The 15,817-nt window shown below is 36.0% G+C and carries 11 protein-coding genes; 4 read left to right on the forward strand and 7 right to left on the reverse strand.

All coding sequences use genetic code 11. The features are described from left to right. Positions 1 to 296: 296 nt before the first annotated feature. Both ACLHG9_RS11850 and ACLHG9_RS11855 read right to left on the reverse strand, forming a co-directional pair. Positions 297 to 1,223 (reverse strand): tyrosine-type recombinase/integrase, encoded by a 927-nt coding sequence (locus ACLHG9_RS11850; protein WP_410221712.1) that lies wholly within the window; start codon positions 1,221 to 1,223, stop codon positions 297 to 299. Between the two features lie 471 nt (positions 1,224 to 1,694). Continuing rightward, complete coding sequence (locus ACLHG9_RS11855; RefSeq protein ID WP_410221713.1) at positions 1,695 to 4,184, reverse strand: M14 metallopeptidase family protein; 2,490 nt, start codon at positions 4,182 to 4,184, stop codon at positions 1,695 to 1,697. Positions 4,185 to 4,267: 83 nt separating this feature from the next. Here ACLHG9_RS11855 and murF point away from each other — a divergent pair, with 83 nt between their 5' ends. Then, complete coding sequence (gene murF, locus ACLHG9_RS11860; protein ID WP_410221714.1) at positions 4,268 to 5,569, forward strand: UDP-N-acetylmuramoyl-tripeptide--D-alanyl-D-alanine ligase; 1,302 nt, start codon at positions 4,268 to 4,270, stop codon at positions 5,567 to 5,569. A 181-nt stretch (positions 5,570 to 5,750) separates the two neighbouring features. Here the strand turns inward: murF and ACLHG9_RS11865 are convergent, their stop codons facing one another. From ACLHG9_RS11865 to ACLHG9_RS11880, 4 genes are read right to left on the reverse strand one after another with little or no spacing between them, the layout of a single operon-like run. Continuing rightward, a complete protein-coding gene (locus ACLHG9_RS11865; protein ID WP_410221715.1) occupies positions 5,751 to 6,935 on the reverse strand; it encodes a thioredoxin family protein in 1,185 nt (394 codons plus the stop codon). 4 nt (positions 6,936 to 6,939) lie between these two features. Continuing rightward, complete coding sequence (locus ACLHG9_RS11870; RefSeq protein WP_410221716.1) at positions 6,940 to 7,401, reverse strand: gliding motility lipoprotein GldH; 462 nt, start codon at positions 7,399 to 7,401, stop codon at positions 6,940 to 6,942. Beyond that, complete coding sequence (locus tag ACLHG9_RS11875) at positions 7,394 to 8,764, reverse strand: stage 0 sporulation family protein (protein WP_410221717.1); 1,371 nt, start codon at positions 8,762 to 8,764, stop codon at positions 7,394 to 7,396. The genes ACLHG9_RS11870 and ACLHG9_RS11875 overlap by 8 nt, the downstream gene beginning before the upstream one ends. 2 nt (positions 8,765 to 8,766) lie before the next feature. After that, positions 8,767 to 9,915: an ATP-binding protein gene (locus ACLHG9_RS11880; RefSeq protein ID WP_410221718.1), complete on the reverse strand. Its 1,149-nt coding sequence runs from the start codon at positions 9,913 to 9,915 to the stop codon at positions 8,767 to 8,769. 187 nt (positions 9,916 to 10,102) lie between these two features. Between ACLHG9_RS11880 and ACLHG9_RS11885 the strand changes: the two genes are divergently transcribed. The 3 genes from ACLHG9_RS11885 (at position 10,103) to aspS (ending at position 14,793) form a co-directional block, all read left to right on the forward strand. Beyond that, positions 10,103 to 10,534, forward strand: a complete 432-nt coding sequence (locus ACLHG9_RS11885) for a MarR family winged helix-turn-helix transcriptional regulator (protein WP_410221719.1) — start codon at positions 10,103 to 10,105, stop codon at positions 10,532 to 10,534. A gap of 26 nt (positions 10,535 to 10,560) precedes the next feature. Further along, entirely contained in the window at positions 10,561 to 12,975 is a 2,415-nt protein-coding gene (locus ACLHG9_RS11890) for an outer membrane beta-barrel protein (protein WP_410221720.1), read from the forward strand. Between the two features lie 72 nt (positions 12,976 to 13,047). Next, complete coding sequence (gene aspS, locus ACLHG9_RS11895) at positions 13,048 to 14,793, forward strand: aspartate--tRNA ligase (protein ID WP_410221721.1); 1,746 nt, start codon at positions 13,048 to 13,050, stop codon at positions 14,791 to 14,793. A 53-nt stretch (positions 14,794 to 14,846) separates the two neighbouring features. Here aspS and ACLHG9_RS11900 read toward each other — a convergent pair whose 3' ends face one another. Further along, positions 14,847 to 15,296, reverse strand: coding sequence for a GNAT family N-acetyltransferase (locus ACLHG9_RS11900; protein WP_410221722.1), 450 nt, complete (start codon positions 15,294 to 15,296; stop codon positions 14,847 to 14,849). Positions 15,297 to 15,817: the final 521 nt, after the last annotated feature.

Raw genomic sequence — 15,817 nt, forward strand, 5'->3', positions numbered from 1 at the left:
CTTTCTTGTGCCATTGCCGTGGTGGCAACGAACAAAAGAATGAACAAACTTTGTAGAAGTTTTTTCATAAATTAATAAAATTTAGGTTAGTTAATAATTAATTAATAGGCTAATATAAATACATTCAAGATGTAACACAAATTTTATTTAACATTTTTTAACGCAAATAAGGAGAGATTAAGAATAAAAATCAAAGTTTCTTATTCTTTTTCTTTACACGTAACTGTTAATAATGATTAGAGCATTACTAGCTCTGTCAAAGCTCTAGGTTATCTATAATATAAACCAATATGTATCTATTTTAAAGCTCTCAACATTTGATCAATACACTTTTTCTTTTGCTCTAGGTTAGGATGTACATATAAATTTAAGGTAGTGTTGATATTAGAATGCCCCAATAAAGCACTAACTGTTTTATAATCACACCTACTCTCAATACATCTTGTAGCAAAACTATGTCTCAGTCCATGGAATTTCAGATTAGGCATACCCAATTCCTTCATAAAGCTTTTGTAATAATTCATATACGTCCTTGGCTCTGTAGGCCTTGAGCTATTACTAAGTACAAAAAAAGAATTATTAATAACTTTTTTAATTGGCTTTAGCATTTTCAATAAATCCTTACTTATAGGAATATCTCTATTTGAATTTTTGGTTTTAGGAGCATCTAATATAAGCTCAGTCTTGCGAGATCCTTCTTCTATTACGTAAATTCTTTGCAAAGTTCTTCTAATTCTTATAACTTCAGCATCAGTATCAATATCCTCCCAAGTAAGTCCACAGATCTCACCAATTCGCATACCTGCACTTAAACATATATATACTCCTAAATTTTTGAATGTAAAATGTTCTTTAATATGCTGCATAATCTTTCTTTGGTTTGAACGGCTCAACACTTCAATCTTACCCTGCTCTCTTTGCGTTGGAAATCTAATTTCTAAAGGCCTACTTTCAAGCCATTTATTCTTCGCACCAAATTTTAGCACCATTTTTAAAACGATTAAAATATCTTTAATTGTTTTCTGACTCAGCCCTTCGTCTAATTTTTTTAACACAAAAGCTTGTACATGTGCCTCTTCAATATCGTACAGGTCTCCAAATTCGGGCAATAAATGATTTTCAATCAAAAGCGCATAGATAGAAAAACTTGATTTTTTCACATACTGCTTTTTGTCTGTTTTCCATAAACCGATCACTTCTGAAATTCTTTTTTGTTCATTCATAAAATCTACTTTTTAAATTACGTACTAATCTTAAAAAATAAGGAGAGACAGTTTCTTATTTATAAACGAAGATAAATAGCATTTTTAAGACATTTAAACAAACATCAAGATCCTATTATTATTTATGCCTTTATCCCTATGAGAATATCTCATAGGGATAAAGGCTGTTCTTAAGACAATGCGAACACTAACTTAATATTAAATTGTTCGAACAAAGCTTAAAGGATAATATTTTTTGAGACATTTTAAAAAACTTACAAGTGTGTAAGCAAACTAGAAAATAAAGATTTTTTTTTGTACAAACAGGACATATTATTAAGTTTTAGCAAAGATATTACTCTTTCATATCGAGAAAGAAGGAGTCATTAGCTTGTCTGACCAAAAGTTTAAGGAAAAATGATTAATTAGGTTTTTAAGTTATAACTACATTATATGGAAAGATTTCTTCATGAATTTCTATTGTTGTTCATATTAAAACAAGAATATTCCATTTGCCCATATTTGTTTGCCAGCTTCCCAGAAATTTCTAAACAAACTGTTGGTAGCCATATAAATAACTGTTCCTTTACCTACAGATTGTGTGCGATAAAGAGCTCCGCCCGAAGATAATTTATTTTTAACTGTCTGACCGGCAATACCAGAGGTATAACTGTCTGTTTTTAAAACCCCTACATTAAAGACATCATTAGAAATTTCATAGAGTTTATCGTCCGTTTTTAAAGTATAGTAGTCCTTACCTAATCCAAAAGTAAGTGGATGTGTATCGTCCATATAAACTTTATAGATAGCCCCAGGTATAGCATTATCAAAATCGTCCTGCTCTCTCTTACCATATGTAGACATACCTGTACTTTGGGTTTTATTTGTTTGAGCAACAGACTTTAGTTTGATATTATAAGGCTTTTTCTCTACAAAAGAATTAATGGCATCTTCAACAAGGACAAGCTTTCCGCCAGCATTAATCCATGGCAATAGTTGTTCTGCGATCTTATCATTATAGTTTCCATCAGGCAAAATAAGTGTATTGATATTGCTTTTATCCATATACGGCAAGCTCTGAAAGTTAACCACCAATAAAGGATAGTTAAGCTCTGTTTCGAAGAAATGCCAGATTTCTCCCAAAGATTGAGAGGTTGCCTCTGGCCCGGCTACAACAGCCACCTTAGGAGCTGTTAATAAAGGATAACCTGAAGAACCAAAATCCTTTCCTTTTTCTATGCGGCTTGACGTTAAAATATAACTACTTGCTTTATGCTCTGCAAAAAATGCACTCATAACATTATCAAGACTTTTGATGATCTTTTCATTTTCAGCTCTCAATACAATCAATGAGCCAGCCTTATGTAAAACCCCATCAGCCATAAATGCCTGTTCAGCCATCCTTACCTTAATGCCATTCTTCTGCAAAGCAATTAGTATTTTTGCATCATTGACCGACTGCCATGGCAAAACCCAGGCATAAGGCCTTTGGTCTTGTTTCTTTTCAGTTTGTTTGTTTATATATAGTTCTTTATGGGTGCCCTCTATCTTTTCTTTTAAGGCATAAGCATTTAAATTATAAGCAAATGGCAGCGCCCAAGCGGTTATATCATATGTATTAGAATCTGTTATTTTAGTTTGAGGTTCAAAAAGTACTGTAGCCAATACAGACTGTGGCTGATATACATTCACGACCAAGTCATTACGCTCAAGTTTAAAGTTCTCGCTCTTTTTAGTCCCAAAATTGTATCCGGTTAAAGATCTGTTACCGCCATAAGTAAATTCTATATGATTCTTTTTTAACAGATTGGCCAACTGCTCTAACCTGTATAAATTATCTGCTTTAATTACATAGCTTTTATAGTTGCTATTAGGGTTTGTATTATTCTTTTCAAAAAACAGCTTATATTCGGCCAGCAGCTTATCGGCATATTTAGAACTAATTTCAATGGTAGAAAGAGAAGTAGTAAAATGATGTGCTATCCGGTCTTTTAATCTAAGTGTATCACCATCATTGGTAATTACGCCCAGTCCAGCCCTAATACCTCCTTGCTCATAGGTCATCCCTATTGCTCCGTTATATAAAGGATAAGTATCGCCATAAGATGGATATAAAAGGTCAAATCTTTCTTTCGTAAAATACCTCCAGCCATTCTCATCAAAGTATTTAGCGTTGTTCTGTCCCGCAATAACCTGAAATTCTTTTTGCCAGCTGGTAACCTGTTCATGTACCGGTTCTGCTGCCGGGGCAAAATAATAGGGTTCATTAAAGCTCTGTTCGTGAAAATCAACATGAACCTGGGGCAACCACTTATGGTATTGCATCAGCCTTTGCTGAGTCTCTTTTTGTGTTTGCCATGACCAGTCTCTATTTAAATCAAAGTAATAATGATTGGTACGTCCTCCCGGCCAAGGCTCTGTATGTTCTCTTGCAGAAGGATTTAGGTCTGGTGGAGTAGAGCTTACACTATTAAAATAATTCACATAACGTTCACGACCATCAGGGTTTAGACAAGGATCTATGATTATAACCGTATTCTGAAGCCAGTTTTTAATTTGCGGGTCTTTTGCTTGCACTAAAGTATAAAGCACTTTCATTGCCGTTTCTGTTGAACTGGCTTCATTTCCATGGACATTATAACTTAGCCAAACAATCACAGGCTGTTTTTTATTAGGAGCGATGGCGCCTTTTTGAGTTAAAGAAAGGTTTTGCTTACGAATTTCTTCCAATCTGTCGATGTTTTCTTTGGACGAGATATAGGTTAAGATTAAGCTTCTTCCTTCATAAGTCTTCCCATAATCTTCTACTTTTACGTTTTCTGCGTTTTTAGCCACATATTTAAAATAATCGACCACCTTTTGATGGTTCGTAAAATGTTCACCTAAATGATATCCCAGAAAATCATCCGGACTTTGCATCTGGGCACTGGCAACATTTGCAATAAAAAGCAGGGAAACCGAAAACAGTAAAATAGACTTCATAATTTTTTTGTTTATCAATATTACTAAAAGAATATTTTATTTCTTTGCTTCATTTGTAATTTTACCGTATCAAAAACTCTAACATGCACAACATTACATCGCTTTATCAGATTTACCTGAAACATCCAAAAATCTGTACAGATACCAGGCTTATTAGCGAAAACTGTATCTTTTTTGCCTTAAAAGGAGAAAATTTTGACGGAAATACCTTTGCAGAAAAAGCGCTGGAAATGGGTGCAGCTTATGCGGTCATTGACAATCCTGATTTCAATAAAGGAGAAAAATATTTCCTTGTAGATGATGTGCTCTCTGCGTTACAGGAATTGGCAAAGCATCACCGCAATCAACTGAACATTCCGGTAATTGGTTTAACGGGCAGCAATGGCAAAACCACTACAAAAGAATTAATTAACGCGGTTTTAGGCCAGAAATTTAAAACATATGCCACTAAAGGCAATCTTAACAATCATATTGGTGTTCCCTTAACGCTTTTGGCTATTTCAAATGAAGTAGAAATCGCTATTGTAGAAATGGGCGCAAACCACCAAAAGGAGATTGAACAGTTGTGTGAAATTGCCAGGCCAAACTTGGGGCTGATTACAAATGTTGGCATGGCTCACCTAGAGGGATTTGGAGGCTTTGAAGGCGTAAAAAAAGGAAAGGCAGAGCTTTATGCCTATTTAAAGAATCATAATGGTACAGCCTTTATAAACAAGGATAATGAGCATCTGGTTGAGATGTCTGAAAAACACCACTTAGATAACAAGGTATATTATGGCAAAGAGGCAGCTAATTATGTAAGCGGCTCTTTAAAAGAAGGTCATACATTTCTTGAGATTGAATGGACACATGATAATTATACTTACCATGCCTCTACCCATTTAACCGGAAAATATAATTTTGAAAATGTGCTGGCTGCAATATGTATTGGAACATACTTCAAATTAACTCCTCAGGAAATTAACCGGGGGCTTGAAAATTACAATCCCGTAAATAACCGTTCTCAGGTTACAAAAACCGAGAAGAACACCGTTATTTGTGATTATTACAATGCCAACCCAAGCAGTATGATTGCAGCGTTGGCCAACATAAAAACATTGGATGCCGGTAAAAAGCTGATTATTTTGGGCGATATGTTTGAGTTGGGCTCTGAATCTGCCGCTCAGCACAAAAACATTATAGAAACTGCATTACAAAGCAATGCCGAGCAAGTTATATTTATTGGCAATAATTTTTATGCCTTTAGAGACAGTTACAATGCTTTATTTTTTACCAGTCCTACCGAAGCCGCTGATTTTCTAAATAAAAATCATTTCAAAGACTTCTTAGTATTGTTAAAAGGTAGCCGGGGCATGGCTTTAGAACGATTATTTCCATTGTTATAATTCTAACAATAACCCCAAAAAGAGCTCTCTAAAAAGTCTTTAAATTCGTCATTCTGAGCTTATTTCACGATCTGAATATGAACAGAGTCTAAAAATTACTGCGTAGCTTTCCGCTTCGCTACAGGTCAGGGTGACGACCTACTTTTTAGACAGCTCTTTTTGACACTTACATATAAGTAGTCTATTTCTTATTCAAGTATTGCTCTATAATAAACTTTACATCTTTAGGTGTTTTATCACTCTTCAAGATATTATCAGCCACCGTTTTAAATTTATCCTGTTGTTGGGTCTTATTATAAACCACTGCTTTTGTAAAATCTTTTAAGTAAGCTAAATCTTTTTCGCTTTCGGGCACTGGTATGCTGTCAAGTTTTTTAAAAGTTTCATCTAACTGCCCATTTTCAAAAAATACAGGCCCTAAAGCCATTACGGCATTACAGATTTGAGCGTAGGTTGATTTTGAAGGATTATTTAAAATCTGGTTTACCGCATCCATTGCCGGAGCTACTTCTTTGTTTCCAAGAAAATATTGCGCCCTAAAATAGTTATAGATAAAAAATGAGCTCTGTGGCACATATTTATCCAATAGACTTTTCACGATATCAAAATCAAGTTCATCTGAAAACTGAACCTTACTTGACATAGCGTATTGCAATGTTAAATCTACCAAACGGCTTTCAAAATCAGCTTCGGTATAAATGCCCTCTCTTAATATCCTGCTTTTATTATCCGCAAAATATTTAAGGTTCTTTTCATCGCCCAATGCTGGCAGGTATTTCATTACCAAGTTGATTAAATCGGCATTGGCTAAAATATCCGGTTGTTTGGCCAGATAGCTTTCCCCTATTTCAAAAAGATCATCATCTTCAAACTCCATGGCTTTTTCAGCAAAAACAAGGAACTGTGCATTAGAAAGTTCTAACGCTTTCTTTTTTAAGGTATAATATTGGCTTTCCGGATTTTTGGCTTCTTTACCCAAAGCAACAAACTCTTCTGCTTCTTTAAATCCAACCGCCTTGTGGAGCATCGCTCCATCTGGATTAATAAAAACTAAATTTGGATAAGCATTTACATAATACCTGTCAGCAAGCATCGCCCCCTCACCCTTTTCCATATCAATCTTTACATTAATAAAATTGGCATTATAAAAATCGGCCACTTCTTTCTTAACATACACATCTGTTTCCATTTGTTTACATGGTCCGCACCATGTAGCATAGGCATCCAAAAAAATAATTTTATTTTCTTTTTTGGCTTTTTCCAATACGGTTTCCCACTTAGGGTTATCCATAAAGTTAATTCCCTGAGCATTAGCATTCAGATTAACCAATAATGCAAACAATACTATATAAATTCTTTTTATCATAATGCTAATTTTTAACCACCTGTACCCCTACATCACTAATTCCTACAAGCGGGTTATCTCTCATATTTTGTTCTATCGTTATTGTATACGGGCCTTTATGTTTAAAGGGAAAGTCTTTCAATAACGTAAATTCTTTAAAATAAATATCTCCCGAGCCCTTTCCCAGCCATTCTCCTGTTTGTGTAGCCAGCTTTAACTCATATCTTATTTTTTTATTGACATCTTTACCATTTACAGTCATCAACACAAATAAGTTAGAATAACGGTAATCTACCGTATGTCTTAAGTTAAATTTTACCGCATAGGTTTTTAGGGTATCGGCAATTTCAAACTGTACTTTTGCCGGATTATTATACATCCAGTTATTCTCTGAAACACTTTGCGTGTTATCTGCAACTGTATTGAGATTACAGGCCGAAAACCCTGCTGAAACAATAAAAAATAAAAGGCAATAAATTTTATTCATTATTTGATGGAGAAGAATTCTGAGAATTAGACCTGTTTCTACCTCTGCTGCGATTTCTATTGCGATTGTTCCTATTATTCTTTTTTGCCGGGTTGTTATCCTGCTCAGTTGTTGCTGAATTTGGTTGTGCCTGTTGCTGAGCTTTAGGTGCATTTTGTGGCCTGGCCTGAGACTGTTTCGGTTTATGGCCCTGCTGGTTTTGTGAAGCCTGTACTGGTTTATTTTTATCACCTCTTTTCTTATTCCTGTTTCTGCTTCTCCCTTTGTCGTCCAAACGCGTTAAACTATCCTGACCAACCACATTCTCATAATCATGTACAATTTCAGCTACTGCCGAAGTTTTGATTTCAACAGCTTCATCTTTAAGATCAGAAGGTTTGTCTCCTTTCTTATTCATAGCCATGATTTCTTTAACACGATCAACTTTCAAAGGAATCCAATCTTCTTGATTCGAGTAGCTAAACCACATCAGTTTCTTGAAAATATCTGTTTTTTGAAGTCTGGCTACTCCTGTTTCTGTAATTAATGAATCTACTTTTTCAGGAATATCCTTTAAGGCATCCAAATAAGTATCTAGTTCATAGTTTAAGCAACATTTTAACTTACCGCACTGACCTGCCAGTTTTAAGGTATTTAAAGATAGATTTTGATACCTTGCCGCAGCCGTAGAAACCGTTTTAAAATTGGTAAGCCATGTTGAACAACACAATTCTCTCCCGCAGGAGCCTATACCGCCTAAACGTCCGGCTTCCTGGCGCATACCTATCTGGCGCATCTCTATACGGATACGAAAAGCCTCGGCCATCCGTTTGATCAACTCCCTGAAGTCTACTCTGCCTTCTGCCGTATAAAAAAAGGTTGCTTTGGTTTTATCACCTTGGTAATCCACATCGCTGATCTTCATAGAAAGGTTCAAATCAAGTGCAAGCGTTCTTGCCCGGTGCATGGTTTCCCACTCTAAATCTTTGGCCTGTTTCCATTTTTCTACATCAGCTTCTGAAGCTTTTCTGTAAACTTTACGACTTACCTGATCTATATGTGTCTTTTTTCTTTTCAGTTGAGTTCGTACCAATTCGCCTGTTAAAGAAACATGACCTACGTCATATCCTCCGGTAGGCCCCTCTACTACTACCAGCTCGCCTATCTCCAGGTAAATGTTGTCACTATTTAAAAAGAATTCTTTTCTTGAGCCTTTAAATTTTACTTCTATAACTTGAAAAGGTATATAATTAGAAGGCATATCCAAATCAGACAGCCAATCGTAAACTTCCATTTTCTGGCAACCGCCTGTTAGGCAGGAGCCATTACTTTTACACCCGGCCGGAGCGCAACCTCCGCCCGATGAACAACTTCCACATCCCATATTTAATTGTATATATATTGATTCCCTTGCGGGAGTGTTTTAAACTTAATAATTTTTACCAGCTGTAAAGATACATCTAAAAACAGAATTTTCGGATTCGCGTTTCTTTCTATATGGTAATGTGCCTTTTCCAACTCTTCAACCAATGCTTCTATCATGGGCATACTCAATACATGTGCAGAAAGCTTTTGTGCCACTTCCAGAGTACTTTGTGGTAATTTTACCAGATTTTCTGCCCCACTTAATATCAAACTGCATTCTCTAAGAAAATTAATCCCGTACCTTAAAAAGTTCTTTTGGTTCTCCCTGCCCCATGATGCGGCCGTTTCTGTAAAAGCAATCATTGCGCTTACTTTGTTGCCATAACCCATTCTCAACCATTCTGCAAAATAGCCTGCATTGTTATTAGAAACATCATTTACCAGCGCATTGGCCTCTATGAGGTTGCCATCTGCCAAAAAACTAAACTCTTCGGCAAGGTTTTGCGAAACACCTGCCTTTTGCATAAGATAATTTGTAATATCATTATCGGTTAGTTTAGGTATTTTAACCAATTGTGTACGCGATAAAATTGTAGATAAGATCTGCTCTTGGTTTTGTGCCACAAGTATAAAGAATGTATGTGCAGGCGGTTCTTCAATTATTTTAAGCAGAGCATTCCCCTCTTTATCCAGATACTCCGGAAGCCACATGATCAGCACTTTTGTTTTTGCCTCAAAAGCTTTAAAACTCAGTTTTTTAATAATATCGTGGCATTCGGCCATATTAATATTGGCCTGCTTGTTATCGGCACTGAGCTGAGACCGCCAGATGTCTAAATCAAAATATGGGCTTTCCAACAGCATCTGCCTCCACTCTTCCAAAACATCTGTAGCTACTTTTATATCTTTTGATGCAAAGAATGGATATGAAAAATGCAGATCGGGATGGATGTACTTTTCGTACTTACGACATGATGGGCAGGTACCGCAACTATCTGTCTCTGTTCGCTCCTCGCAGTTAATGTACTGGGCGTAGGCAATAGCCAAGGGTAAGGCTCCGCTCCCTTCGGGCGAAAGGAATAATTGTGCATGGCTTACCCTGTTCTCAGCAACCGTTTGCAATAAGTGCCGCTTTACCTCTTCCTGTCCAATGATATCTTTAAACTGCATTGGTGCAAAATAACAAATTGATTTGAATTATGGGAGATTTGGGAGAGAGGAATTGGTAGAATGGCAAGATAAGCCACCTTAACCTCATTGGCGGCTCTTAATCCTCTTTCATTGAAAAGGCAGGAAATGTAAAAAAATAGTTGATATATCAAATATATGCAATCTATATATCTATATTTGGATTAACATGGAGAAATTAAACAACACCCTACTCTACACGCTCGATAAATGCTTTAGAACTTACAATCAGTTCTCACAGAGAAATGTGATAAAAGCTGGCTATGACCTCACCATTGATCAATGGCTGATTTTAAAAAGTTTGTCTGAGGAAAGCGATTTAACACAAAGCGATATAGGTAGAGTGCTATTTAAGGATGCGGCCTCTATTACACGGATGGTGTTTCTTTTAGAAAAAAAAGGCTACATAACACGAAAGGTAAACCCAGCCGATAGACGGAAAACAGTATTAAAGCTCACGGAAATGGGTTTAAAAACAACGATTGAGGTGAACGAGGTAGCTTTAAAAAACAGGGCAAAAGCCTTAAAAGGTATTTCTCCAGAAAAAATCAATGAAATGAAAACCTTATTACACCAGATTATGGAAAACTGCAAATCCTAAAACATACAAATAAACCACACACACAAATGAGATCAATTTTAAAATTAATGGCGGTCATAGCTATGCTATGGCCTGCTATCGCTGTTGCCCAAAATGCAACCGGCAATCTTCAGGTTTTGATTAAACAGACCAATAATCAACCCGTTCCTTTTGCTTCTGTTGAGCTTAGAAAAGCATCAGACCAAACCCTTGTTAAAGGAGCTTTTGCCAATGAAAATGGACATGCAAGTTTTAACAACATCAGCAAAGGCAGCTACATCATAAAAGTGTCTGCTATGGGTTATACTCTAAAAACATCTGAAGCATTTAGTTTACCGGAGAAAAAGGAAGTAGAAATAATACTTGATCATGACAGTAAACAACTTAAAGAAGTTTCTATTAACACCTCAAGGCCTTTTGTACAGCGTAGCGAAGGCAAATTACTGGTTAATGTTGATGCAACAGCAAGCAATGCCGGATCTACCGTACTTGAAGTGTTGGAAAAATCGCCGGGCGTAATGGTTGATCGTAACGGAGGCATCAGTTTACAAGGCAAAAACAGCGTATTGGTAATGATAGATGGCAAGCAAACCTATTTATCTGGAGCAGAATTAAATGCATTGTTAAGCTCCATGAACGCCAGTCAGGTAAATCAAATTGAATTGATAACCAGTCCTTCTGCAAAATATGATGCCAACGGAAATGCAGGAATCATCAATATCAAAACCAAAAAGAACAGCCAAGAGGGCATTAATGGAAGTTTACAGATAGGTGGCGGTAAGGGTAAAAATTACAGGAACAACAACTCTGCACAACTTAACTACCGTAAAGGCAAAATAAATGCCTTTGCTAATTACGCCTTCAATTACAACACCAATTTCATGGATATCTATGCAGACAGATCGTATTTTGACAACACCAACCAAAGCCATTTGGAACAACCTTCTTACCTTTCTTCGTACGCCTATATCCAAACTTTAAAGACAGGTTTAGACGTTTTTGCTTCTGAACGATCTACGGTTGGCTTTACGCTTCAGGGCACATTAATTAACCGGTCAAATAAAAACCATGCAACAGCCTTATGGCTAGATAAAAACAATGCACTCGATTCGCTTATATATACAACGGGCAACGCTCCTCTAAAATTGAGAAACGGTGGGGTAAACTTGTACAGCAGGCATAAATTAAATAACAAGGGTGAAATTGGGTTCGACATTGACTTTTTAAAATACAGGAATAAAAGCAACCAGTATTTTAACAATAGCAGGAATGATGATATTATGGTTTATGAACGGCAATCAAGGGGAGAAATTCCTTCAAAACTCAATATATTTTCTGCTAAAACAGATTATACATACCCTTTAAAAACCGGAAAAGTAGAAACCGGTGTTAAGTTTTCAAACATTAATGCTGATAATTTTGCTTCTTATGAACTCAACAACAATGGTATTTGGGTAACCGACTTTAATAAAACCAATCATTTTGTGTACAAAGAAACCATTTCATCTGCCTATGGAAGTTTCGATCAAAAATCAGATAAGCTCAGTTATCAGTTAGGCCTAAGGATAGAAAACACGCATTATTCAGCAAATCAGCTTGGGAATGAACAAAAAGCTCCAAGTGGTTTCAGTAAAAATTATTTCAATGTTTTTCCCTCTGGTTACATAAGTTACAATGCCGATAGCTCTCATAATTTTACTTTAACCTTTAGCAGACGCATTGACAGGCCTCCCTACCAAAAGCTCAATCCTTTTGTGCTCATTATCAACAAATATACCGTACAAAAAGGAAACCCTGATTTTATGCCCCAGCGAACCTGGAATTTTGAACTAAGCCATACCCTGAGCCAATTCTTAACCACAACACTAAGCTATAGTTTGACCAAAGATTATTTCTCTCAAATATTTATCAATGAGCCTGATGATATCTTAGTTTATACAGATGGCAATGTAGGTAAGGCACACAACTACGGAATAGGATTAACGCTACAGCTTAAACCCTTTTCATGGTGGGATGCAACTATTCAGAGCAATTTCAATCATAAACGCTTAAATAACTATAACAAGCTCCAGTTTAAATCAAATATTAACCAGTTGCATACCAGTATGAACAGCCAGTTTAAGCTCAGTAAAACATGGAATGCAGACCTTTCTGGTTTTTATACCACAAAAGCACGAAACGATTTACAAGAATTATTGTATCCTAACGGACAGGTATCTGCTGGATTGTCGAAATCTATCTTTAAAAATGCCGGGAGCATCAAGTTAGCATTACGTGATATTTTTTATACCCAAGCTATGGAAGGGTTAACTACTTTCCCTAATGCGCAGGAATATTTCAGGTGGCAATCAGACTCTCGTATAGCCGTTATAACTTTTTCTTATCGCTTTGGTAAAGCCCTTAAACCAACCAAAAGATCAAACGGCAGTGCCAGCGAGGAGATGAACAGGGCAGGTAATTGATAGAAAATAAAATTGAGCGGCACGAAATGGTAAATCATTCGTACTTTTGCAGCATTAATTTTTAAAGTAAAGATGTTAAGAACAACGACTTGTGGTGCTTTACGCCTTGATCACTTAGGCGAACATGTAACCTTATGCGGCTGGATGCAGAATTCGAGAGATTTAGGTGGCATGACTTTTATTGATATTAGAGACCGATACGGAATTACTCAGCTGGTATTTAACATGAATGATGATGCCGATCTGTGTAATGCGGCTCGCAACATGGGCAGAGAATATGTAATCAAAGTAACAGGTACTGTTGTTGAACGTTCAAACAAAAATAAAGATATACCTACTGGCGATATTGAGATCAAAGTATCGGCTTTAGAAGTTTTAAATGCTGCAAAGTTACCTCCTTTTCTTATTGAAGATAAGACAGATGGAGGCGATGACCTGCGCATGAAATACCGCTACCTTGACCTTAGACGTAATCCTGTACGCAATAACTTGGTTTTACGCCATAAAATGGCGCAATCGGCACGGCGTTATCTTGATGGATTGGATTTTATAGAGGTTGAAACACCTGTACTGATGAAATCAACACCAGAGGGTGCCCGCGATTTTGTTGTACCGAGCAGAATGAACCCAGGCGAATTTTATGCACTGCCTCAATCTCCACAAACCTTTAAGCAATTGTTAATGGTTTCGGGTTTTGACAGGTATTTCCAGATTGTTAAATGTTTCAGAGATGAGGATTTAAGGGCAGACAGACAACCTGAATTTACACAGATTGACTGTGAAATGAGCTTTGTAGAGCAAGAGGATATCCTAAATATATTTGAGGGACTGGTACGCACGTTATTTCAAGAAATCAAGGGCATTCACCTGCCTTCGGTACCTCGTATGCAATATGCTGATGCCATGCGCCTGTATGGATCTGATAAACCTGATACCCGTTTTGAAATGCTGTTCGTAGAGCTTAACGACGTGGTTAAGGGCAAAGATTTTGCTGTTTTTGACAATGCAGAGCTTGTAGTTGCCATCAATGCAAAAGGATGTGCTCATTATACCCGTAAACAGTTAGACGAGCTTACTGACTTCATCAAACGTCCTCAAATCGGTGCTACCGGACTGATTTATATGCGCCATAATGAAGATGGTTCTTTAAAATCGTCTGTTGACAAGTTTTATAATGAAGAAGAGCTGAAAAAATGGTCGGTAGCGATGCAAACTGAACCAGGTGACTTAGTTTTGGTATTAGCCGGAGAGACAGATAAAGTACGCAAACAATTGAACGAACTGCGTTTGGAAATGGGAAGCCGCTTAGGCTTACGTGATAAAGACAAGTTTAGTGCACTTTGGGTATTAGATTTTCCACTCTTAGAATGGGATGAAGAATCTGGTCGTTACCATGCCATGCACCATCCTTTTACCTCACCTAAAGCCGAAGATATTGATTTGTTAGACAGCAATCCTGGAGCAGTTAGAGCTAATGCTTATGATATGGTTATTAACGGAACCGAAATTGGTGGAGGTTCAATACGTATCCATAACAAAGAATTACAAGCATTGATGTTTAAACATTTAGGTTTTTCTAACGAAGAGGCTCAAAAGCAATTCGGGTTTTTAATGAATGCTTTTGAATATGGCGCTCCTCCACATGGAGGCTTAGCCTTTGGATTTGACCGTTTGGTTTCAATTTTCGCAGGCTTAGACAGCATTAGAGATGTGATTGCTTTCCCTAAAAACAATGCGGGCAGAGATGTGATGATCGAGAGTCCAAGTACAATAGATCAGAAACAGTTAGATGAGCTTAAAATCAAATCAACAATATAAAAACCAAAAATAAAAAAACAGAAAAGGGCATTATATAATGCCCTTTTCTGTTTTTATGAATTGTATAACATCTCTACATGAGGAATACCGTCTTCTAAATAGGGCTCTCCCTGTGCCGCAAAACCCAGTTCTTCATAAAATCTCTGCAAATAGCACTGAGCGCTTATTCGTATGGTTTTAACGTGAAAAAGCTCTTTTATCTGATTTATGCTTCTTTTCATCAGTTCTTTTCCAAAGCCATATCTTCTATACTTTACATGGCTTAAAACCCTACCTATACTGGCCTCTTGATATGAAATCCCTGGGCGCACTAATCTCGTATAAGCCACAAGCTCTTCCTTATCCCATCCCATTAAATGATAAGAAAACTGGTCTTTATTATCTATATCGTGATAAACACAGTTTTGTTCTACTACAAACACTTCTGACCGTTGTTGTAATATTTTATAAAGTTCGATTACCGTTAAATCTTCAAATTTTTTACAAGTCCAATTTAATTCCATATAATTCAAGGCATTCCATTTTAGAAATGAATATCAAATATAGGCAACCTAATAAAGAGTTATTTAACACATTAAAAATAAGAGCATTATTTTTAGGAAACGAAAACCATTTGAATTATAAATCATATAAACCAAAATTACATATTAAAATAATTAATTTATTTATAATAACCAAATTATAATAATTTTATAAATAATATATTTAAGTATTAATTATATATAATTTGTATATAAAGTTTTATGTAAAAAATCAAAACATATGATATAAGTAAAAATAACATATAAAATTTAAACTAAAGGTTTATATAAAAAATACAAATGTTTTATAATAATGTATTTAAATAATTTTTTTAATAAAATTTAAACCATAAAAACATTTCTATATACCGGCTTGCAGTATTTTCTTAAATTCATATTTATATACGCTAATTCTTATTTAATCTAGCTGAGAATTAACCAATAAAAACGCATTGATTTCAGAGAAAAAAGCTTTGGGAATTTTGTACTGCACAAGGATTATA

Source organism: Pedobacter sp. (assembly GCF_046462515.1).
Classification (GTDB): Bacteria; Bacteroidota; Bacteroidia; order Sphingobacteriales; family Sphingobacteriaceae; genus Pedobacter.